The following is a 19,738-nucleotide window of genomic DNA, read 5'->3' on the forward strand; positions in this document are numbered from 1 at the left end:
CCATGCTATCGCGCCGTCATTTCCTCCACTTCGCTGGCCTCGGCGGGCTCTCGCTCGCCGGGCTCCCGCTCTTGCCCGGCTGCTCGACCGCCGTTCCTGCGCCCTCCGCGCCCGGGCCCGATCCGCTCCCGGACGATCCGAGCAAGCCGTGGTGGCTCCGCAAGAACTTCGCGCCCGTCGGCGAGTCCGAGGCGAGGGACCTCGCGATCGTCGGCGCGCTCCCGCCCACGCTCTCCGGGCTCTACCTGCGGAACGGACCGAACCCCAAGGGGGTCGAATCGCGCCATTGGTTCGTCGGCGACGGCATGGTGCACGGGGTCCTGCTCGATAAGGGCAAGGCGCCCTGGTATCGCGCGCGGTTCGTGCAGACGCCTGTCCTCGGGGGCGCGAAGCGAGGGGAAGGCCCCCCGGGGCTGGCGGAGCACCAGGCGAGCACGGGTATCCTCGGCTACCAGGGCCGCGTCTTCTGCGGCCAGGAGGTGGGGCTGCCCTACGAGATCAAGAAGAACGATCTGTCGACCGTCGGCCCCTACGATTTCTCCGGCAAGCTGAAGACGGCGATGACGGCGCACCCGAAGATCGATCCGGTGACCGGCGAGCTGATGTTCTTCGCCTACGGGCTTTCCGACCCCATCATCACGTACCACCGCTGCGACGCGAAGGGCGCTCTCGTGCAGACCGAGACGATCCCCGTACCGAAGGCCCTGATGATGCACGACTTTCAGGTGACGGAGACGCGCGTGATCTTCATGGATCTGCCCATGTTGTTCGATCTCGATCGGGCCATCGCGGGCGACCCGCTCCCGTACGTGTGGAGGCCCGAGAGCGGCGCGCGCCTCGGGGTGATGCCGCGCGCGGGCACGGCGGCGGACGTGAAATGGATCGAGGTGGACCCCTGCTTCGTGTTCCACACGTGGAACGCGTGGGATGACCCGGCCGATCCGAACGTGGTCCACCTGGAGGGGGTGCGGTTCCCGTCGTTATGGGACAAGGGGTCGACCGATTTCAACACGACCGGGAGCCCTCACCGTTTCTCGATCGATCTGGCGCGGGCGAAGGTCTCGCTCACGAAGCTCGATGATCGCTTCGTGGAGTTCCCGCGCATCAACCCGGCGCGGCAGGGCAGGAGATACCGCTATGGATATGGCGTGACGACGACGCTCGAGCCGTCCGAGCCCGGGGCGACCCCGGCGCTCAATCAGATCGTCAAATACGACTGGGTCGCCGGCAAGACCGTCGTGCACGCGCTCCCTGCAGACCAGGAGGCGGGCGAGGCGATGTTCGTGCAGGACCCCCAGGGGACGGCCGAGGACGACGGGTGGCTCCTTGCGTACGTGTTCAGCCGCGCGACGAGCCGGAGCCATCTGCTCGTGCTCGACGCCACCGACGTGGCGGGCGGGCCGGTCGCGAAGGTCGAGCTCCCGGGCCGCGTGCCGCACGGCTTCCACGGCGACTTCCTGCCGACAGGCGCCTAGCGCGCTGGTCCTCGGCCTCCAGCACGCCGGCGCGGCGATCTCGGCCGCGCGGGCGGGCCGCCCATGGCTCCTCTGGCTCGCGCTCTCAGGAGAGCGTGGGAAGGAGCTCCGCGAGGCGCTCGAACGTCTCGCGCATGCCGGCCTCCATGCCCGATTGCAGGTGCGCGTCGCGATCCGCCTGCGACTGGTAGACGATCCTGCTCGTCAACAGCGTCTTCCCGTCGTGCTCGTCGTACGTCGCCGTCGCGACCATCTCGTGGCCCGGCCCCAGCGGCTCGTAGTTCTCGGTGCAGACGACCCGCTCCGGTCTCACGATCTCGCGGTATACGCCCGTGAACCCGTGCTCGCTCCCGTCGGGCGCGCGCAGGACGTAGCGCCACCTGCCGCCCACGCGCAGGTCGATCTCGCAGACCGTCATCGTGAGGACCCTCAGGCCGTACCAGCGCTTCACGTACTCTGGCCTCGTCATCGCGTCGAAGACGACGCGCCGCGGAGCCGCGAACGTGCGCGTGATGACGACCTCACGGTCCGACATGACCTCCAGATTCGTCGCGCTCATCATCACCTCTTCTCCTCGTCCTCGTTGCGCTGGATCTCGGCCAGCAGGTCGTCGAGCTGCTCGAAGCGCGCGTCCCAGATGCTCCGGAAACGCTCGATCCACTCGTTGAGCTCTCGCAGCCGCCGCGCGCGCAGCCCGTAGATGCGCTGCTGCGCCCGCGGCTGGACGTCGACGAGGCCGGCGTCCCTCAGCACGCGCAGGTGCTTCGACACCTGAGGCTGCGGCAGGGGAAGGCGATCACAGATCTCGCCCACCGGCCGCGGCCCGGCGCGAAGCAGCTCGACGATGCGCAGGCGGGTTGGATCGGCGAGCGCCGCGAACGTCTCGACCATCACGAGGTCGAATATGCCGTACGGGGTATATTCCTGTCAAGGAATATACGACGCGCTGATCCGCGCCGACCCTTCGCCCGCTCACCCCGCGGCGGTGTCCTCCACATCGAGGACCGGACGCGCCACGAGGCTCATCTCATGCTCTGGCGGGCGTGGCGGTTCGCGTCGAGTCGCGCCCGGTCCTCGATGCGCTGGACAGCGCAGGTTCCGCTCGGCGGTCCCCGCGATGGCGTGACGCGCCGCGATGACGTGACGCGCTGTGGGTAAGATGGATGCCCCTCTTTCCTTCTTCACCCGTCGCGTTGGCCCTGCTAACAGCGCGTCGGCCCTGCTTCCTTGATGCCCTTCCTTGACTCCCTTTGCTCGATGCCAGGCGCACCGGGCGAGCGCTTCACTCGGAGAACACGATGAGCCACGACGTGACGACGGGGTTGTTTATCGGGCCGCGATGGACGCGCGGTCTTCTGCATCTCGCGCTGCCGGCCATGATGCTGCTCGGATGCGAGGGCACCGCGGGGGATTCGGCGTCAGGAGGCGGCGACTCGGCGTCGACGACGTCGGTGTCCTCCGGGAGCAGCAGCTCGGCGTCGACGACGTCGGCGTCCTCGGGCGGCGAGGGCGGCAGCGGCGGTGACGGCGGCGTGGGCGGCAGCGGCGGCGCGGGCGGCAGCGGCGGCGCGGGCGGCAGCGGTGGCGCGGGCGGCGGCAGCGGCGGCGCGGGCGGCGGCAGCGGTGGCGCGGGCGGCGGCGGCGGAGACGCAGCGACGTCGACCGTGGTGGCCGCCACGACCGGCGCGGGCGGCAGCGGCGGCGCCGGCGGCGGTGACGCGTCGACGTCGACCGTGGCGTCCACGACGAGCGGCACGGGCGGCAGCGGCGGTGATGCGTCGACGTCGAGCGTGACGACCACCACGAGCGGCACGGGCGGCAGCGGCGGCGCGGGCGGCGGTGACGCGTCGACGTCGGCCGTGTCGACGTCGGCGGTGACGACCACCACGAGCGGCGCGGGCGGCAGCGGCGGCGCGGGCGGCAGCGGCGGCGCGGACGGCAGCGGCGGCGCGTCGACGTCGAGCGTGACCACCGCCGCGAGCGCCACGAGCTCGACGACGTCCACCGGGACGGGCCCTGTCACGGGCACGCCCGTGGAGCGGCATGGCAGCCTCCAGGTGATGGGCAACCGCGTCGTCGACGCGTACGGGGCAGAGCTCCAGCTCAAGGGCATGAGCCTGTTCTGGAGCGTCTGGGAGGGAGAGAAGTTCTACAACGCCTCCGCCGTCAACACGCTCGTGGACGGCTGGGACGTGAGCGTCGTCCGCGCCGCGATGACGGTCAGCGTGGAGGGGCGGTACGGCTATCTCCACAACCCGGACGCGGAGAAGCGCAAGGTCAAGACAATCGTCGACGCCGCCATTGCCCGGGGCATCTACGTGATCATCGACTGGCACGATCACGACGCGACCCTGACGAGCCACAAGGACGCAGCGAAGCGCTTCTTCCGGGAGATGGCGACGGAGTACGGCGACGAGCCCGGCGTGATCTTCGAGGTCTACAACGAGCCGGACAACGAGACCTGGGCACAGGTGAAGTCGTACGCCGAAGAGGTGATCGGCGAGATCCGCGGCGCCGGCTCCGACAACCTCGTCATCGTCGGGACGCCGACCTGGTCGCAGGACGTGGACGTGGCCGCCAGGAGCCCGATCACGCGCTACAGCAACATCGCCTACACGCTGCACTTCTATGCCGCCACGCACAAGGACTACCTGCGCACCAAGGCGACCAGCGCGATGACCGCGGGCCTCCCGCTGTTCGTGACCGAGTGGGGCACCTGCAGCGCCAGCGGGGACGGCGCGCTCGACCTCGGCGAGGCGCAGACCTGGCTCAACTTCCTGAGCACCAACAAGATCAGCTGGCTCAACTGGTCGATCGTCGACAAGGCCGAGGCGTGCGCCGCGCTCCGGCCCGGCGCGGGCGCGAGCGGCCCCTGGTCCGACGGCCAGCTCACCGACTCTGGACGGTGGGTGAAGGCGAAGATCCAGGCGCCCTGACGCGGGCTGCGCCCCTCGCGATCTCCCCCGGATCGGAGGGCGAGCACGTCGACGGGGCGGCAGCGGAGCGTGGCCTCCGGTGACACGCCCGGCGCGTCCGTCGCGCCGGGCCTTCGCTCTCTCCCTCCCGCGGCGCGCGTCGACCGCCGCTCCCGATTCCACCCACCGACTCCCCCTGCCGCCCTCTACCCGCGCCGCCGCCCGCCGGCCGTCGCAGGGGAGCGCGCGCGGCGCACGCAGAGAGCGACGGACCCTCTCGACGATCCGGCCTGCGGGAGGCAAGAAGGACGCGAGGAGGACCGGTGCATGAACGAGCTGCCGACCTGCGTGCATGAGCTCGCCGAGCTCACGGACTCGGTGCTTCAGCGGACGGAGCAGTCGCACGACACGCTGGCCGTGCTCTTCCGGACCGCCTTGAAGGAACAGAGGGCGGCGCTGGAGCGGCTGACGCCGCCGATGCGCGACGACGATCTCGCGATGGAGGCGATCAAGACCGATCTCAGCATCGTCTACCACGACCACGAGATCGCAGACGCCAACCTCCGCTCCTGGGTCCGCCACCTGGGGTGGGCGGGCGATCCGCGGCTCCAGCTCGCGCGCGAGATGGCGGCGCTCTCCGCGGAGATGAAGAAGCGGCTGGAGCGGATCGCCGCGCTGCTGGAGGAGCGGTTCCGTCACGACGAGCTGAAGTACGTGATCCCGTCGTTCTACGACAAAGTCATGCGGTAGGAGGTGGTGCCATGGCCTGGGAGGGTGAGCGGGTCGACAGCAACGTCTATACGCAGGGCGAGGTGGATCGGTGGGTGTACGGCACCTGCGGCATCTGCTCTGTCGGCTGCGGCTGCCACGTGGCGGTCAAGGACGGCCGGATCGTCGGCGTCAAGGGCAACGCGAAGCACCCGACCAACCGGGGCAGGCTCGGCCCCAAGGGCGAGAACCAGTGGTACGCCAACGGCAGCCCCGACCGGCTGCGCACCCCGCTCATCCGGCGAGGAGACGGCGAGCTCCACCCGGCGAGCTGGGAAGAGGCGATGGCGCTCGTCGTGGCCCACGCGAAGCGATCGCTGGACGAGCGTGGGCGCAACAGCGTCGCCATCTACTCGACCGGACAGGCCTTCCTGGAAGACTACTACACCATCGCCAAGATCGGCCGCGCGGGGCTGCAGACCCACCTGCTCGACGCCAACACGCGCCTGTGCACGGCGACGACCGAGTTCTGTCTGCTCCAGTCGTTCGGCGCCGACGGCACGCCGGCGTCGTTCGACGACGTGGACGAGGCCGACACGCTGATGCTGTTCGGCCACAACCTGGCGGAGACCGGCACCGTCCTGTTCGAGCGGGTCATCGCGCGGAAACGGCGGACCGGCAAGCCGTACCTCATCGTCGTGGATCCGCGGCGGACCGTGACGGCGGAGGCGGCCGATCTCCACCTCCAGCTCTACCCCGGCACCAACGTGCCCCTCCTGAACGGCATCGTCCGCCATGTGCTGGAGAGCGGCGCCACGGACGAGCGCTTCCTCCGGGAGCACACCGTGGGGTACGAGAAGATGGCCGCCGCGCTGGAGACGTGGACGCTCGAGCGAACAGCGCAGGTCACCGGCGTCCCCGGAGACGCGCTCCGGGAGGCCGCGGAGCGGCTGGGCAGGACAGGTAGCCTCGTGACGACCACGCTTCAGGGCACCTACCAGAGCGCCGACGCCACCACCGCGTGCGTCGCGATCAACAACCTGCACCTCGTCCGGGGGCTGATCGGCAAGCCCGGGTGCGGCCCGCTCCACATGGCAGGGCAGCCCAGCTCCTCGGCGAACCGCACGGCGGGCGGGGTCGGCACGTATCCGGCGCAGCGCAACGCCAACGACCCGAAGCACCTCCAGGAGATGGCGAGGCTGTGGAAGGTGGATGAGCACGCGCTGCCCGCCGGGCCCGAGAAGGGCATCGAGGAGATCCTCGCGATGATCGAGGAGGGCAAGATCGGCCTGTTCTGGAACATCGGGACGAATCCGATGGTGTCGCTCCCGAACCGGTGGCGGGCGCGGAAAGCGCTCGAGAGCACGTTCGTCGTCGTCCAGGATCCGTTCCTGACCGAGACCTCGGTCGTCGCCGATGTCGTCCTTCCGGCCGCGCTCTGGGGAGAGAAGGAAGGGACGATGGAGAACGCGGATCGCACGATCAACCTGCTGCGCAAGGCGGTGGAGCCGCCCGAGGGCGTGCGGTCCGATCTCGAGATCTTGCTCGATTTCGCGGCGCGGATGGACTTCCGCGACCGGGAGGGCAATCCGCTCATCGCCTACAGGACACCCGAGGAGTGCTTCGAGGAGTGGAAGGAGATCTCGCGGGGGCGCCCGTGCGACATGACCGGCATCACGTACGCGAAGCTGGAGGAGCACAACGGGCTGCGCTGGCCCGTGAACGACGAGGCGCCGCTCGGGACGCCGCGGCTCTATGCGGATCACGTGTTCCCGACCTCCCCCGGCGTGGCGCAGAGCTACACCAAGGACCAGCTCACCGGCCGGGCGCTCACGCGGGAGGAGTTCGAGGCGATCGGCGCCGGCGGGCGCGCGATCCTCCACCCGACGTGTTACTTGCCGCCCGTGGAGCAGCCGGACGAGCGGTATCCGATGTGGCTGACGACGGGCCGCCTGGTGTGGCACTGGCACACGCGCACGAAGACCGGGCGCTCGCCGCATTTGCAGGTCGCCGCGCCGCACGCCTACGTGGAGATCCACGAGGACGACGCGGCCGCGCTGGGCATCCAGCCAGGCGACGTCGTGCGGGTCACGTCGCCGCGGGGCTGGATCGAGGTGCCGGCCCGCCCGGGCAGGACCGTCCAGAAGGGGCTCGTGTTCGTGCCTTTCCACTACGGAAGCTGGGAGGGGCACGAGGCCGCCAACGACCTGACGGCCGATTTCACCGATCCGCTGTCCAAGCAGCCGACGTTCAAACAATCGGCCTGCAGGATCGAGAAGACCGGGCGGAGCATCGGGAAAGGTCCCATCGGCAGCCTGCCCCCGGGCGCGGCCGGCGCGGTCTCCTCCGAGCACAACGTGCCGCTTCCGCCGGACATGCCGTGATCGGGGCCCGATGAGCACCCTCCACCGCGCCATCTGGGGGCGAGGTCACGTGATCGTCCTCGCCGGGACGCAGGGGCACGTGCTGCGCTCGGAGGACGGCGGCCAGCGCTGGAGACGGATGCAGACGCCTCTTCGCCAGGACCTGAGCGCGCTCGCCGGCGCGGGCCCGGCGCTGATCGCCGCCGGCCATCGGGGGACCCTGCTGTCGTCGATCGATGAAGGGCGGCGCTGGTCCGACGTGAGCCGCGGCGCGGAGGCCGACCTGCGCGGCGTCGCCCTGCGGGACGACGGCGAGGCCATCGCCGTGGGGCTCGGCGGGACGGTGCTCCGTTCCCGCGATCACGGCCGGACCTGGGAACCAGGGCCGAGCCTCGACGCGCTTTGCCTGGAGGCCGCGGCGATCGACGCGGAGGGAAGCTTCCTCGCGCTCGCGCTCGAAGGGGAGCTCGCGGTCTTGCGAGGAGGGGAGTGGGCGCGCCGCAAGATCCCTGGCCGGTGTCCGCGGGCGCTCTGCGCGCGAGGCGGGCTCGTGGCCGTGGGCGACGGCGATGGTCGTGTCCATACCAGCCGGGATGGGGGCGCCTCCTGGGCATCGCACCCCACCGGGAGCGGGAGCGCCATCCACGCGCTGTGGATCGGCGCCGCCGGCCTGGTCATCGCGGCCGGCGACAGCGGCCTCCTGGCGGTCAGCGAGGATGAGGGGCGCACCTGGAAGCGCCCCCCGCTCAGGTCGGAACAGACCAGGTACGGCGTGTGGAGAGATGATCACGGCGCGATCTGGTGCATCGGGAGCGGGCCTGCTCTCCGCTCCACCGATGGCGGCAAGAGCTTCACCAAGGTGCCAGTGCAGGCAGGGGACGCGCCGCTCGAGGGCCCCTGGGTGAAGGTGCCTGTCCGGGGGAAGTTCCGAGGCCTCTGGGTCGCGGGGTCCGGTCGGGTCGCGCTGGTGGGCGACGGTGGAAGCATCGCGCAGACCCGCGATGGGGGCCAGACGTGGGCGAGGAGCGCCGAGGAGGACGCCGGCTCGCTGATCGCCGTGTGGGGCAGCGGCGAGAGGATCCTGGCTGTCGGCGGGGGCTTCGCGCAGATCCGGTCGGAGGACGGCGGACATCGCTGGATCGAGGTGACGGGCAGGCCCGGAGGGACCTCGGTGCATGGCGAGGGGGCAAGGAGAGCTTTCGCCATCCTCGATGGCCAGGTATGCCGCCTCAGCGCGGATGGCCTCCGGTGGATCGAGCTGGAGGCCCCGCGCGAGCCGCGCCTCCGCGCCGTCTGGGCAGGGCCTGGGCAGCTCGCCGTGGCAGTGGGCCGCGGCGGCACCGTCGTCCGCACGGTCGACGACGGCGCCACGTGGGAGGCTGTCGCGAGCGGCAGCGCGCGCGATCTGGAGGCGATCTGGGGCAGGGGCGATGAGCTCTTCGCGGTCGGCGGGCTGGGACTCAGCGACGTGCTGCGCTCCCGGGACGGCGGCGCGACCTGGGAGGTGCTGGCCGAGGTCTCCGGCGGTCTCGGGAGCATCTGGGGAGACGAGGCCGGGACGCTCTGGGCGTGCGGCCGAAACGGGGCGCTCCTGCGCTCGACCGACGGCGGCGGGACCTGGCGGGGCGAGGCGTCGGGCACCTGGGGAACCCTGTTCGATGTGCGCGGGGACGGCGCCGAGATGTGGGCGCTGGGAGAGAGCATCCTGCTGCGCCGGGCCCAGGGCGAGCCGGGCGCCGAGGCGATCGTTGTGGCCACGGACGGCTACCCGTTCCGCCTCGACGCATGAGGCAGGAGGCGAGGTCGGCCCGAGCGCCCTCATGGCCAGGTTCATGAATTCGGCGTTCGAAGCGGCGACACCGTTCGCCCCGACGGTGCTCCAGGAGCTGAACGTTCGGTGACCGGGAGGCATCAGACGGCGGCGAAGGAGGAGCTGAATGCAATCGAGCTGGTTACCGAGGGTTGCCCTGGCCTGCGCGGTGGTGGTGCTGCCGGCGGGAGAGGTCTGGGCCGACGAAACGCCGTCCTGGGAGCGCGTGCCGCCGATGATCACCCCCCGCGGCGGGCACGCGGCCATGTTGCTCCAGGATGGCCGGGTGCTCGTGGCGGGGGGCCACGGCAGCGACAGAACCGTGCTCCTCCGGGAGGTCGAGCTCTACGACCCGGCGAGCAAGACGTGGGCGCCCGCAGCGCCGCTTCGCAGCCCGCTGCGCGAGGTCGCCGCGACGGCCGTCCTGCCGGACGGGCTGGCCTTGTTGACGGACGGCGAGAATGTCGAGGTCTATTCCCCGGATCTCGATCAGTGGAGCGCGGCGGCGCCCCTGACCCCGGCGCTCACGGCGCCCCAGGCCGTGCACCTCCCGGGCGGCAAGCTGATGATGCTCGGCAGCGCGTCGCGCAACCTCGCGGGCAGCATCTATGATGACCTCGCGGGCACATGGACTCCCATCCGACCGCTGAGCGGCGTGTCCGTCTCGACCGCGACGTTGCTCCTGGACGGCCGCGTGCTCGCGGTGGGCAGCCGCTTCGCGGCGAGCAGCCGCCACGGCAACATCTACGATCCGGAGACCGATTCCTGGACACAGGCCTTCCAGCCCAAGCACTGGTCCCCGACGTACCGCGCGACGCGGCTCGCCAGCGGCGACGTCCTCTTCGTGGGCGGATTCGGGTTCTGGGGCCAGGGGCCCTCGCAGCTTTACCTCCACGAGGTCGATCGCTGGATGGTGATCGACGGGCATGACCCCTTCTACGACCCGTTTCCTGAATGCTTGCCGGTCGGGGGCTTCGACAGCGGCCTGGGCGCCTCGCTGCTCCCCAGCGGACGCGTCCTCCTGACAGGAGGCATGACGTTGTACGACTGCGGATACGAGGACGAAAATGGCCAGTTCGTGATCCTGTCGCACTTCAGCGAGTTCAGCGCCGCGCTCGACGTCTATGATCCGGCGACGGCTGCCTGGGGGCCCCTCGACGTGGAGCCGCCGGAGAGGATGGCGCGCGCGCATCACACGGCGACGAGCCTCCACGACGGCAGCGTGCTGATCGCCGGCGGGCTGGTCAAGGCCGCCTCGGCCGCCGACGCGCCGGTGCCGACGGCCTCCGCCCTGCTCTTTCACGAGCGCGCGCCGCTCGGCGCCGCCTGCGAGGCCGGCGGCGACTGCGCGAGCGGCTTCTGCGCGGATTCGGTCTGCTGCGATGCGGCCTGCGCCGGTCCGTGCGACGCGTGCGCGGCCTCGGCGGGGGCCACGAGGGACGGCGCCTGCACGCCGCTCTCGGGCACGCCCTGCGACGACACCGACGCGTGCCTCGAGGGAGGCGTCTGCGAGGCGGGCACCTGCGCCGGCGGCACCGCCGCGCCCGACGGAACCCCGTGCAACGACGGCGAGGTGTGCTCCGCGACGAGCACGTGCGAGGGCGGCGCCTGCGTCGCAGCGAGCCCGGCGAGCTGCCAGCCGCCGGACGGCTGTCACGAGCCTCCCGCCTGCGATCCTGCGCTCGGGTGCTCGGGGCCCGCGCCCGAGAAGCCCGACGGCGCGCGCTGCGATCTCGCGGGGACGCCGGATGCCTGGCAGGCCGCGGCGACGATGCCGAACGAGATGAAGAGCGCGCTCACGGCCACGTTGCTGGAGGACGGCACGGTGCTGGTCCTGGCGAGGGAGAACAGCACCCCCGCGCGCCTGGGGGCGATGCGCTACGACCCGAGCGTGGACGGATGGCAGCTCCTCGGGTGGAGTCTCCAGGTCCGGCCAAGCTCCCCCCTCCATGCCACGCTGCTGCAGGACGGCACGGTCCTTGTGACCAGTAGCGATCGCGTGGACCGGTTCAACCCGGCCACGGACGAATGGGAGGGGGCCGCGCCCATGCTCCAGAGTCACATCCTCGGCACGGCGACGCTGCTCCAGGACGGGAGGGTGCTCGTCACGGGGGGCAGCGCCGGATCCTCGGAGGTGTATGACCCGGCCGCGGACGTCTGGACCCTTGTTGCGCCCATGAATGCGCAGCGATCCCATCACACGGCGACGCTGCTCCAGGACGGCAGAGTGCTCGTCGCCGGCGGCGGCGACAGCCTGGCGAGCGCGGAGGTGTATGACCCGGCGGCCGACGTCTGGACGCCTGTGGCTTCGATGAGCTCGGCACGCTCGTCGCATACGGCAACGCTGCTCGAGGACGGCAGGGTGCTCGTCGTGGGGGGCAGCTCCTATGGCAGCGACCTCGCGACAGTCGAGCTCTACGATCCGGCGAGCGACACCTGGACGCCAGCGGCGGGGATGGCCGCCCGGCGGTATGTGACCGAGACCGTGCTCCTTGCCGACGGCAGGGTGCTCCTGGCGGGCAATCTGGGTGGCCCGTATTCGCTCGATCATACGGCTGAGCTTTACGATCCGGCGAGGGACATCTGGTCGCTGGGGCCTGCGATGAGCATCCCGATCGACGGATACGTGCCGGCGCGGCTGAATGACGGACGCGTTCTGATCGTGGGCGGCGAGCTCGGCCACAGTACATACCCGTCCCACCTGGTGTACCTCTATGTTCCTGGGCAGCGTCCGGGCACAGGGGTGTGCCAGGCTGGCGTGTGCTTGCCGAGCGCAGGTGGAGAGGGTGGCGCCGGCGGCAGCGGCGGTGGAGAGGGTGGCGCTGGCGGCAGCGGCGGTGATGCAAGCGGCACCGGCGTCAGCAGCGGTGATGCCTCCGGCACCGGCGGCAGCAGCGGTGATGCAAGCGGCACCGGCGGCAGCAGCGGTGATGCCTCCGGCAGCGGCGGCAGCGGCGGTGATGCAAGCGGCACCGGCGTCAGCAGCGGTGATGCCTCCGGCACTGGCGGCAGCGGCGGTGATGCAAGCGGCACCGGCGTCAGCAGCGGTGATGCCTCCGGCACTGGCGGCAGCAGCGGTGATGCCTCCGGCACCGGCGGCAGCAGCGGTGATGCCTCCGGCACCGGCGGCAGCAGCGGTGATGCCTCCGGCACCGGCGGCGGCGGCGGTGATGCGTCCGGCACCGGCGTCAGCAGCGGTGATGCCTCCGGCACCGGCGGCGGCGGTGATGCGTCCGGCACAGGCGGCAGCGGCGGTGATGCCTCCGGCACCGGCGGCGGCGGCGGTGATGCCAGCACCGCTGGCGGTGGCGGCTCCACGAGCACGAGCGCAGGCTCCAGCAGCGGGACGGGCGACGGGGGTAGCGCCGGTGACACCGGCGCGCAGAGCGGCTCTGGCGGCGGCCCGCCAGGCAGAGACAGCGGTGGTTGCCAGATGGAGCCCGGAATCCAGGGGACACCCACATGGCTCGTCCTCATCGGGGGGCTCGCTGCCCTGCGCGTGCGCCGGCGCTCCGGTGCCGGCGCCAGGGACAGGTGAAGGCCCGCCAGGGGGGCCCCGGGTGCGCTCGCTCCTGTCCCTGGCGTCGATTGCCTCGTCCCTGACGCGTCCGCTCCTGTCCCCGGCGCCGCCTTCTCGTCGCCGGGGCGGCCGCCCCCGGTCGCTCTCGACCTGAACCCCAGTCCCGGCCGGCGCTCTCCCTGTCCCTGCCGGCGGCTTTCGTGTCCCTGGCGGGGCGCCGGGGGCGCCGGCTGCTAGAACCCGGCGCATGAGCCCCCCGCCGCGCGAGCGCCTCCGCGAGCTCTTCACCAAGGTCGACGCGTTCTTCGCGCACGCGAGCGCCCGCCACGGCGCGCGGATGGCCTGCCGCACCGGGTGCAGCGACTGCTGCCGGCGGCGGTTCTCCGTGACGTCGCTCGAGGCAGACGCCCTCCGCGAGGCGGTCGCGGCGCTCCCCGAGGCCGACCGGGCGGCGCTCGCGGCGCGCGCGCGGGCGGGCGACCCGGGCGTGTGCCCGGCGCTCGACGGGGAGGGGAGGTGCGCGGTCTACGCGGCGCGGCCGCTCATCTGCCGCACCCACGGCCTGCCGATCCGGTTCGCGCCCGCGCCGGCGACGCGCGCGCTGCCGGTCATCGACGCGTGCCCGAAGAACTTCGTGGGAGAGGACCTCCACGCCCTCGAGGCGTCGTCGGTCCTGGACCAGACGACGCTCTCGACGGTGCTGGCCGCCCTCGACATGGCCCACGCCGACGCGGCCGGGCGGCCGCGCGGGGAGCGCGTCGCGATCGCCGCGGTGCTCGCGGGCGAGGGGTGACGCGCGCTCCGGACGCGGAACGACCCCCTGACAGGGGCTTGTGGGCGCTGGTTTCGCGCGTCAGAAATCCCGCCAGGGATTTCTGCGACAGCGAGAAGGGGCCGGAAGATAGCTCGGCATTTTCAACACTTTCCGTCTGTCTTTCCGCCGAGCGGGGCTCGGCCGTGGCCCAACGCGGCTGTCGCCGCGGTCGCGGTGGAGCGCGCCGATCTCCCGCTGTTCTGCGCGGCGGTCTGCGGCGTCGGTCTGCAAGGCGCGTTCGTGCAGCAGTATCGCTTCGCGATCCTCGAGGGGCAGCCGAGCAGCAAGCGCGCCGGGACTGCTGACCATGATCCAGCTCGCCAGCGCCGCTGGCATCGTCCCCGGCATCTCGCTCTTCGGCCTGCTGGAGGGGCGGACGTCCAGGTACATGCCCGCTGCCCTGCTGATGCTCGGGGCGCTCCAGCTCATGGCGGCGCTCTCGTTCGCGGCGTACGGGCCGCAGGAGGCGCGCGTCGGTCGGCGCCCTCCTGAAGCGGATGTCGATCGCGCAGCTGCAGGGCGTGGGGCTGCTGTTCCTGCTCGTGGGGTTTCCGGTCAGCTGGGTTCCGGGGTTCGAGGGGGCACCTGGTCGGCTGGCGCTGGTCGGGGTCGTGTGGTGTTACGTGTTCGTGGCCGCGACGACCCTTGTCGCGCGCAGCCGCCCGGACTCCGAGCGCTTTCGCGCGCAGGGCGTCGCGCGTCGCCTCCGGGGTGCTGTATGCTCGGCCGAGATCAGGCTCGGATCGGTACGGGAGCAGCGGAGCGCATGGAGTCCTCGGAGAGAAAGCCGGCAAGTCCAGAAGATTCGGTTCGCCAGATGCTCGTCGAGTTCGCGCGCGCCTTCGAGCGAGGCGACGTGGACGCGTTATGCGACATGTTCGTACGTGACGATGCCCTGATCTTCTACGGCACACACGACAAGCTGCACTTCACGCGCTGGGCCGAGATCGAGGCCTCGTTCCGGCGGCAGAGCGAGATCCTGAAGGACCTCGTGTGCAGGATCACCGGCGATGTCCAGGTGCGTCTGCTGGCCGGGGGAGCGGCCGCCTGCGCCGGGACGGCCGGCTTCGGTATCCACGCCACCATGGGCGGCGTGCGCTTCGACCTGCCCGCGCTCCGACTGACCTGCACGGTGGAGCGCCACGGGGATCACTGGCGGTTCGTGCAGCTCCACCTCTCCGTGTCGGACAGGCCGTTCCTCGACAGCGTGGGCCACGTGCTCGAGAGCGCCTGAGAGCGCCTGAACGCCGCGCCGCCACACCACGCCGGTGCGGCGGCGCGGCCCGCGCCTCACGTGGGGACGTCGCTCGACTCCGCCAGATCCCGGAGCGCCCTCTCGCTCCGGCGCAGCGCCTCCTCGGTCCGCTGGACCTTCAGCGCCTCCTGCTCCAGCTCGCCGCGGAGCACGGTGTTCTGCAGCGACAGCGCGGCCAGGAACTCGAGGAGCGGCAGCCGGCGCAGGATGAACGCGCCGTGGACCAGCCGGTTCTCCAGGTAGAGGAGGCCGCCCACCTCGCCGGGGTTCTTCATGAGCGGCATGCACAGCACCGACTTCGGCCGCTCGCGCACGAGGTACTCGTCCCCGGCGAAGGCGCCGCTCGCCCCGACGTCGCTGAGCACCACCCGCTCCCGCGTCCGCTCGACATAGTTGACGATCGACGCCGGGACGCGGGTCGCGAGCGGCGCCGTGCTCCGCTCGTACACGCGGATGCTGATGCCGTCGCGGTCCACCACGGCCTCGGCGGCGAGCCGCAGGCCGTCCCCGGTGAGCAGGAGACAGCACCGCTCCGCCCCCTCGTGCTCGACGACGAGCCGCATGAGCGACTCCATCATCTCCTTCGGCGTCATGTCGCTCGAGAGCGACCGCGAGACCTTCACCGCGGTCTGCGCGTCGATGGCCTCCGCCGCCATCGTCATGACGCCGCTGCTCGTCGCGCGGCGCTGCTCCTGGTTCAGGACGAGCGCATACCGCTGCTCGAGCTGCCTCACCTTCTCGCTCGCGCCCCAGCGCGAGTACGACGCCACCGCCTCCCGCAGGTAGAGCCCCGGCAGGCCGCTGTAGCCGCGATCCAGGTAGAACCGGGCGGCGAGCTCGCTCGCGAGCGCCTCCTGGTGGATGAACCGGGACTCGCGGAAGGCCACGATCGCCTTATCGTAGAGCGCCGCCGCCTCGTCGTGCCTGCCGTCGACGCGCGCGCGCTCCGCCGCTACGAGCGCGTGTTTGCCGGCGAAGTTGTCGGGGCAACTCTCGGCCCAGACGCGCAGCTGCTCCTCGTGGCCGGCGAGCGACCGCCGGAGCCCGGCCTGCTCCTCGGCCGGGGCCCCGGAGAAGCGGGCCGCCCGGGCGAGGGCGCCGAAGTAGTGGTACTCGGCCGAGAACAACATCCCGTTGCCCCCCGAGATGTTGCGCTCCGCCTTCTCCGCGGCCAGGGCCGCCTCGTCGGGGTTGGAGGCCAGGAGGTGCTGCGCGGTCTTCATCACGTAATGGACGAGCCGCACGCTCGGGAAGCTCTCCTTCTCGAGGCGGTCCTCGAACGCCTGCTCGTCGAAGTCGTCCGCGCTCATCGTGCCGAGGTGGCGCGTGGCGCCCCTCATCGCCTGGACCAGGCGCAGCATGCTCGTCACGGCGTCCGCGGCGAACGTGATCTTCGCCTTCGTCGCGTAGTCGAGCGCGCTCACCGCGCCCTTGTACGCCTCCTCGAGCGGGTCGCCCCGCACGATCACGTTCAGGGTGAGCTGGATGTTGCTGAAGCTCCCCCACGTCAGGTTCCCGACCTCGTTCGCGGCCTGGATGCTCACGCGCTGGCAGGCGATCCCGGTGTCGATGTGGCGCGTCCAGACCGAGATCAGACAGCCATAGAGGTTGGCCACCTCGGGCTTGTAGACGAGCGCGTTCATCTTCTCGGTCAGCTCGTAGCCCACCCTGCCGATCCGGTCGCCGTCCTGGTACGCGCCGAGCTTCTGGCAGAGCGCCTTGCCGAGGCACGTGTACCCGATGCCGGTCGGCTCCGCGTTGCCGTGGAGCAGGCTGAGCCGGACCATCTGGCAGACCAGGAGGTCGTTGAGGTTCGGATCGGTGTAGAAGGTCGAGGCGTACATCACGGCCATCACGCCCATCGCCGCGAGCATCGGCGGCGCCGTCATCCTCGGCTGGCCGAGGATCTCGTCGGCCGTGCGATCGCGGAGCGCGTCGCGCAGCGCCGTGATCTCCGCGACAACCTCCTCGTCGGCCGGCTGCCTCCCGAGCTTGATGCCGAGCAGCGCGAGGCACTCCAGCCCGACGCCGATGCACGCGTCGTGCTCGGACCGGGCCATGTGGTTCTGCATCAGGACGCGGTAGGCCGCCGCCTTGTCGAGCTGCGTGCGCGCGCGCTCGAGGAGCACCGAGCAGAGGTCGATGGACCGATCGAACTCCCCGTTCACGCACGCGCTCTCGGCGAGATCGAGGTGCATCGCGAAGGCGAGCAGATCGTCGGCTCCCGCCCAGTCGTCCTCCCCGATCAGCGCGCAGCCCGCGGCGAAGTAGGCCACCGCGGAGCCGTAGGCCCCGGAGGCCCTCGCCTTCCTGCCGGCGCGGAGGTTCAGCTCGGCCGTCCTGCGCCGCTCGCCCGGATCGGTGATGAAGGAAGCGCCGATGTTCAGCTGGTTCGTGATCTCGAACAGCCGGTCCTCCAGCGCCTCCTCCGGCGTCTGGACGAGCAGCAGGCGCCCGATGCGCAGGTGCGTCGAGGCGTGGTTGCCCTCGCGGATGAGCAGGTACGCGGCCTGCTGCACGCGGTCGTGGAGGAACTTGTACGTGCTGCCTCGGCGCGCCACGAGCCCCTCGCGGATGGCCGGGGAGATGGCGGCGTGCGTCGTCTCGGTCGACTCGCCGTACATGGCCGAGAGGACCTCGGCGTCGAAGCGGGCGCCGAGGCACGCGGCGAGGGAGAGGACCCGCTGCGTCTCGCCGTCCAGCCGCCTGAGGCGGCCCAGCACCAGGTCGACGACGTTGTCGGTCAGGTTCTGCGCGGCGATGGCCTCGATGTTCCAGCACCAGACGGCGCTCACGGGATCGACCCAGACCAGCTTCTGGCGATAGAGCTCCGTCAGGAACTGGCCCACGAAGAACGGGTTGCCGCCCGTCCTCTGGACGAGGAGCCTGGTGAGCTGAGCCCCCAGCTCGTCCTCGCAGCGGAAGGTGTCCATGACGAGCTCGAGGACGTTCTCGTGCGGGAGCGGGTCGAGGCTGAGCGTCGAGACGCGCGCGCCCGTGGCGTGGATCTGCCGGAGCACCTCCATGAGCGGGTGCGACGGGGTCACCTCGTTGTCGCGGTACGCCCCGATCACGAGCAGGTGCCGCTTCTCGGGCGCCGCGACGACGTCGCGGATGAGCCTCAGGCTGGCGGGATCTGCCCACTGCAGGTCGTCCACGAACAGCACGAGCGGGTGCCGCTTGCGCGCGACCACGCCGAGGAACGCATGGAACACGCGGACGAAGCGGCTGCGCGCCTCGTTCGGCGCGAGCGGCGGCACCGGCGGCTGCTCGCCGAGGATCAGCGAGAGCTGCGGGATGATGTCGATGATGACCCGCCCCTCCTCGCCGAGCGCGTCGCTCAACCGGTGCTTCCACCCCGCGAGCGACTGCGGGCTCTCCGTCAGGATCTGCCGGACGAGCTCCCCGAACGCCTGGGCGATCGTGCGGTAGGGGATGTCGCGCTGGAGCTGATCGAACTTCCCGGAGATGAACGCCCCGCGCTCGCGGACGATGGGCGCCTGCACCTCCTTCACGAGCGAGGTCTTCCCGACGCCCGAGTACCCGGCGACGAGCACGAGCTCGGCCGTGCCCGTGGCGACCACACGCTCGAACGCCTCGAGCAGGATCGCGCGCTCGCGCCTCCTGCCGTAGATCTTCGTCGGGAGCTGCAGCCGGTCCGGGATGTCGGCCGTCCCGAGCGGGAACGAGTCGATCATCCCGAGCTCCTCCAGCTCGGTCTGGCACATGAGGAGATCCGACCAGAGCCCGCGGGCGGTCTGATAACGCTCCTCCGGAGACTTCGCGAGGAGCTTCATCACGATCTCGGAGACGATCCGGGGCACGTCATGCACCAGCTCCGCGAGCGGCACAGGGGCCCTCGCGATGTGGGCGTGCGCCCACGCGGGCGCGTCCTCGGCGTCGAGCGGCAGCTTGCCGGAGAGCAGCTCGTACAGCGTGACGCCGAGCGAGTAGAGATCGGCGCGCTCGTCGATCGGCCAGTCGACGCGGCCCGTCCGCTCCGGCGCGATGTAGGGCAGCGACTCCGGGTTGATCTTCGTCTCGTCGGAGAGGCCGAGATCGCCGCGCACCACGGCCAGCCCACCGTCGAGCGACACCTCCCCGCTCTCCGGGTGCACGGAGAGGTTCGCGGGGCGGATGTCCAGGTGAAGGGTGCCTGACTTATGAAGTTTCGACAGCGCAGATGCGATCTGCACCGCGTGCGTGAGGAACCGGCGAAGATCCATGAGAACCCTGGTGATCGTCGACAGGACGATCCAGAGTGTACGGTACTCGAAGCAGGATCCCTGTCAACGTTTCCTCCGGCCTCGCCGGCGAGGCGCCGGCCGCCGGAGCGCTTCGACGCGGTCGACGCGGTCGGCGCGGACGTCGATCACGACGCGTCAGGGATCCTCGTCGTGTGGTGCACGAGGGCTTTCCATTCACCGCCCTTGAGCTCCCAGACCGCGGTGAAGGCGATGGTGTTATCGAGCTTGACACCGCCCTTGAGCTCGGCGCGCGAGCGGTAGACGCCGCTCACGATAGCGACGTCCCCGCCGACGATACGCACGTCGCACTGCCGGAGCTCCTGCGTGTACGTCAACATGCTGTCGACGAGCTTCAGGTACTCGTCCTTGCCGCGCTGCACTCCGTTGTAATCGACGTACCGCCAGCCTTCGGCCAGGTGGCGATCGAGGAAGCCGTAGTCCTTGACGGCCCCCACCGCCTTCGTCCACGCCTTGAGGAGCGCGACGTGCTCCTCTCTCGCCTGCTCCGCGGTGATCTTCGACATTCTCCACCTCCGCCGCGCGCCCCGGCCGCACTCGAGCCCGCGCGACCGCGCGGGGGCGTCGCCGTCGCCGCTCCACACCCATGGTAAAGAGCCCGCCGGCCGGGCGT

The 19,738-nt window shown here is 71.1% G+C and carries 14 protein-coding genes; 8 read left to right on the forward strand and 6 right to left on the reverse strand.

The window, feature by feature from the left end; genetic code table 11:
* The first annotated feature begins 2 nt into the window (after nucleotides 1–2).
* Entirely contained in the window at nucleotides 3–1,475 is a 1,473-nt protein-coding gene (locus tag WME96_RS06550; RefSeq protein WP_437289306.1) for a carotenoid oxygenase family protein, read from the forward strand.
* Between the two features lie 85 nt (nucleotides 1,476–1,560).
* On the opposite strand, the gene WME96_RS06555 is transcribed toward WME96_RS06550, so the two are convergent.
* The 3 genes from WME96_RS06555 to WME96_RS06565 all read right to left on the reverse strand — a co-directional run bounded on the left by WME96_RS06555 (nucleotide 1,561) and on the right by WME96_RS06565 (nucleotide 3,498).
* The gene (locus WME96_RS06555) at nucleotides 1,561–2,034 is read right to left on the reverse strand and encodes an SRPBCC family protein (RefSeq protein WP_433934163.1); all 474 of its coding nucleotides are present in this window, start codon (nucleotides 2,032–2,034) and stop codon (nucleotides 1,561–1,563) included.
* Nucleotides 2,035–2,036: 2 nt separating this feature from the next.
* Nucleotides 2,037–2,366: an ArsR/SmtB family transcription factor gene (locus tag WME96_RS06560; protein ID WP_437289307.1), complete on the reverse strand. Its 330-nt coding sequence runs from the start codon at nucleotides 2,364–2,366 to the stop codon at nucleotides 2,037–2,039.
* 391 nt (nucleotides 2,367–2,757) lie between these two features.
* A complete protein-coding gene (locus WME96_RS06565) occupies nucleotides 2,758–3,498 on the reverse strand; it encodes a hypothetical protein (RefSeq protein ID WP_437289308.1) in 741 nt (246 codons plus the stop codon).
* A gap of 10 nt (nucleotides 3,499–3,508) precedes the next feature.
* Here WME96_RS06565 and WME96_RS06570 point away from each other — a divergent pair, with 10 nt between their 5' ends.
* The 6 genes from WME96_RS06570 to WME96_RS06595 all read left to right on the forward strand — a co-directional run bounded on the left by WME96_RS06570 (nucleotide 3,509) and on the right by WME96_RS06595 (nucleotide 13,584).
* Nucleotides 3,509–4,411: a glycoside hydrolase family 5 protein gene (locus WME96_RS06570; protein ID WP_437289309.1), complete on the forward strand. Its 903-nt coding sequence runs from the start codon at nucleotides 3,509–3,511 to the stop codon at nucleotides 4,409–4,411.
* 306 nt (nucleotides 4,412–4,717) lie between these two features.
* The gene (locus WME96_RS06575; protein WP_437289310.1) at nucleotides 4,718–5,140 is read left to right on the forward strand and encodes a hypothetical protein; all 423 of its coding nucleotides are present in this window, start codon (nucleotides 4,718–4,720) and stop codon (nucleotides 5,138–5,140) included.
* A gap of 11 nt (nucleotides 5,141–5,151) precedes the next feature.
* Entirely contained in the window at nucleotides 5,152–7,482 is a 2,331-nt protein-coding gene (locus WME96_RS06580) for a molybdopterin oxidoreductase family protein (RefSeq protein ID WP_437289311.1), read from the forward strand.
* Nucleotides 7,483–7,492: 10 nt separating this feature from the next.
* Entirely contained in the window at nucleotides 7,493–9,250 is a 1,758-nt protein-coding gene (locus WME96_RS06585) for a WD40/YVTN/BNR-like repeat-containing protein (protein ID WP_437289312.1), read from the forward strand.
* Nucleotides 9,251–9,398: 148 nt separating this feature from the next.
* Nucleotides 9,399–12,809 (forward strand): kelch repeat-containing protein, encoded by a 3,411-nt coding sequence (locus WME96_RS06590; RefSeq protein ID WP_437289313.1) that lies wholly within the window; start codon nucleotides 9,399–9,401, stop codon nucleotides 12,807–12,809.
* A gap of 229 nt (nucleotides 12,810–13,038) precedes the next feature.
* Nucleotides 13,039–13,584 (forward strand): YkgJ family cysteine cluster protein, encoded by a 546-nt coding sequence (locus WME96_RS06595; protein ID WP_437289314.1) that lies wholly within the window; start codon nucleotides 13,039–13,041, stop codon nucleotides 13,582–13,584.
* Between the two features lie 60 nt (nucleotides 13,585–13,644).
* Here WME96_RS06595 and WME96_RS06600 read toward each other — a convergent pair whose 3' ends face one another.
* Nucleotides 13,645–14,034 (reverse strand): hypothetical protein, encoded by a 390-nt coding sequence (locus tag WME96_RS06600; protein WP_437289315.1) that lies wholly within the window; start codon nucleotides 14,032–14,034, stop codon nucleotides 13,645–13,647.
* 388 nt (nucleotides 14,035–14,422) lie between these two features.
* On the opposite strand from WME96_RS06600, the gene WME96_RS06605 reads away from it, so the two are divergent.
* The gene (locus tag WME96_RS06605) at nucleotides 14,423–14,839 is read left to right on the forward strand and encodes a nuclear transport factor 2 family protein (RefSeq protein ID WP_061614382.1); all 417 of its coding nucleotides are present in this window, start codon (nucleotides 14,423–14,425) and stop codon (nucleotides 14,837–14,839) included.
* Nucleotides 14,840–14,895: 56 nt separating this feature from the next.
* On the opposite strand, the gene WME96_RS06610 is transcribed toward WME96_RS06605, so the two are convergent.
* Both WME96_RS06610 and WME96_RS06615 read right to left on the reverse strand, forming a co-directional pair.
* A complete protein-coding gene (locus WME96_RS06610) occupies nucleotides 14,896–19,086 on the reverse strand; it encodes an ATP-binding protein (RefSeq protein WP_437289316.1) in 4,191 nt (1,396 codons plus the stop codon).
* A 146-nt stretch (nucleotides 19,087–19,232) separates the two neighbouring features.
* The gene (locus WME96_RS06615; protein ID WP_148313982.1) at nucleotides 19,233–19,631 is read right to left on the reverse strand and encodes a YybH family protein; all 399 of its coding nucleotides are present in this window, start codon (nucleotides 19,629–19,631) and stop codon (nucleotides 19,233–19,235) included.
* Between the last annotated feature and the right edge of the window lie 107 nt (nucleotides 19,632–19,738).

It is taken from the genome of Sorangium sp. So ce406 (assembly GCF_051474675.1).
Taxonomy (GTDB): Bacteria; Myxococcota_A; Polyangia; order Polyangiales; family Polyangiaceae; genus Sorangium; species Sorangium cellulosum_G.

Bases quoted from the DNA above. Each gene is read 5' to 3' on its own strand.
- WME96_RS06595 (WP_437289314.1), top strand. From the start codon at position 13,039: ATGAGCCCCCCGCCGCGCGAGCGCCTCCGCGAGCTCTTCACCAAGGTC.
- WME96_RS06550 (WP_437289306.1), top strand. From the start codon at position 3: ATGCTATCGCGCCGTCATTTCCTCCACTTCGCTGGCCTCGGCGGGCTC.
- WME96_RS06560 (WP_437289307.1), bottom strand. From the start codon at position 2,366: ATGGTCGAGACGTTCGCGGCGCTCGCCGATCCAACCCGCCTGCGCATC.
- WME96_RS06610 (WP_437289316.1), bottom strand. From the start codon at position 19,086: ATGGATCTTCGCCGGTTCCTCACGCACGCGGTGCAGATCGCATCTGCG.
- WME96_RS06615 (WP_148313982.1), bottom strand. From the start codon at position 19,631: ATGTCGAAGATCACCGCGGAGCAGGCGAGAGAGGAGCACGTCGCGCTC.
- WME96_RS06590 (WP_437289313.1), top strand. From the start codon at position 9,399: ATGCAATCGAGCTGGTTACCGAGGGTTGCCCTGGCCTGCGCGGTGGTG.
- WME96_RS06555 (WP_433934163.1), bottom strand. From the start codon at position 2,034: ATGAGCGCGACGAATCTGGAGGTCATGTCGGACCGTGAGGTCGTCATC.
- WME96_RS06605 (WP_061614382.1), top strand. From the start codon at position 14,423: ATGCTCGTCGAGTTCGCGCGCGCCTTCGAGCGAGGCGACGTGGACGCG.
- WME96_RS06600 (WP_437289315.1), bottom strand. From the start codon at position 14,034: ATGAGCTGGAGCGCCCCGAGCATCAGCAGGGCAGCGGGCATGTACCTG.
- WME96_RS06585 (WP_437289312.1), top strand. From the start codon at position 7,493: ATGAGCACCCTCCACCGCGCCATCTGGGGGCGAGGTCACGTGATCGTC.
- WME96_RS06580 (WP_437289311.1), top strand. From the start codon at position 5,152: ATGGCCTGGGAGGGTGAGCGGGTCGACAGCAACGTCTATACGCAGGGC.
- WME96_RS06575 (WP_437289310.1), top strand. From the start codon at position 4,718: ATGAACGAGCTGCCGACCTGCGTGCATGAGCTCGCCGAGCTCACGGAC.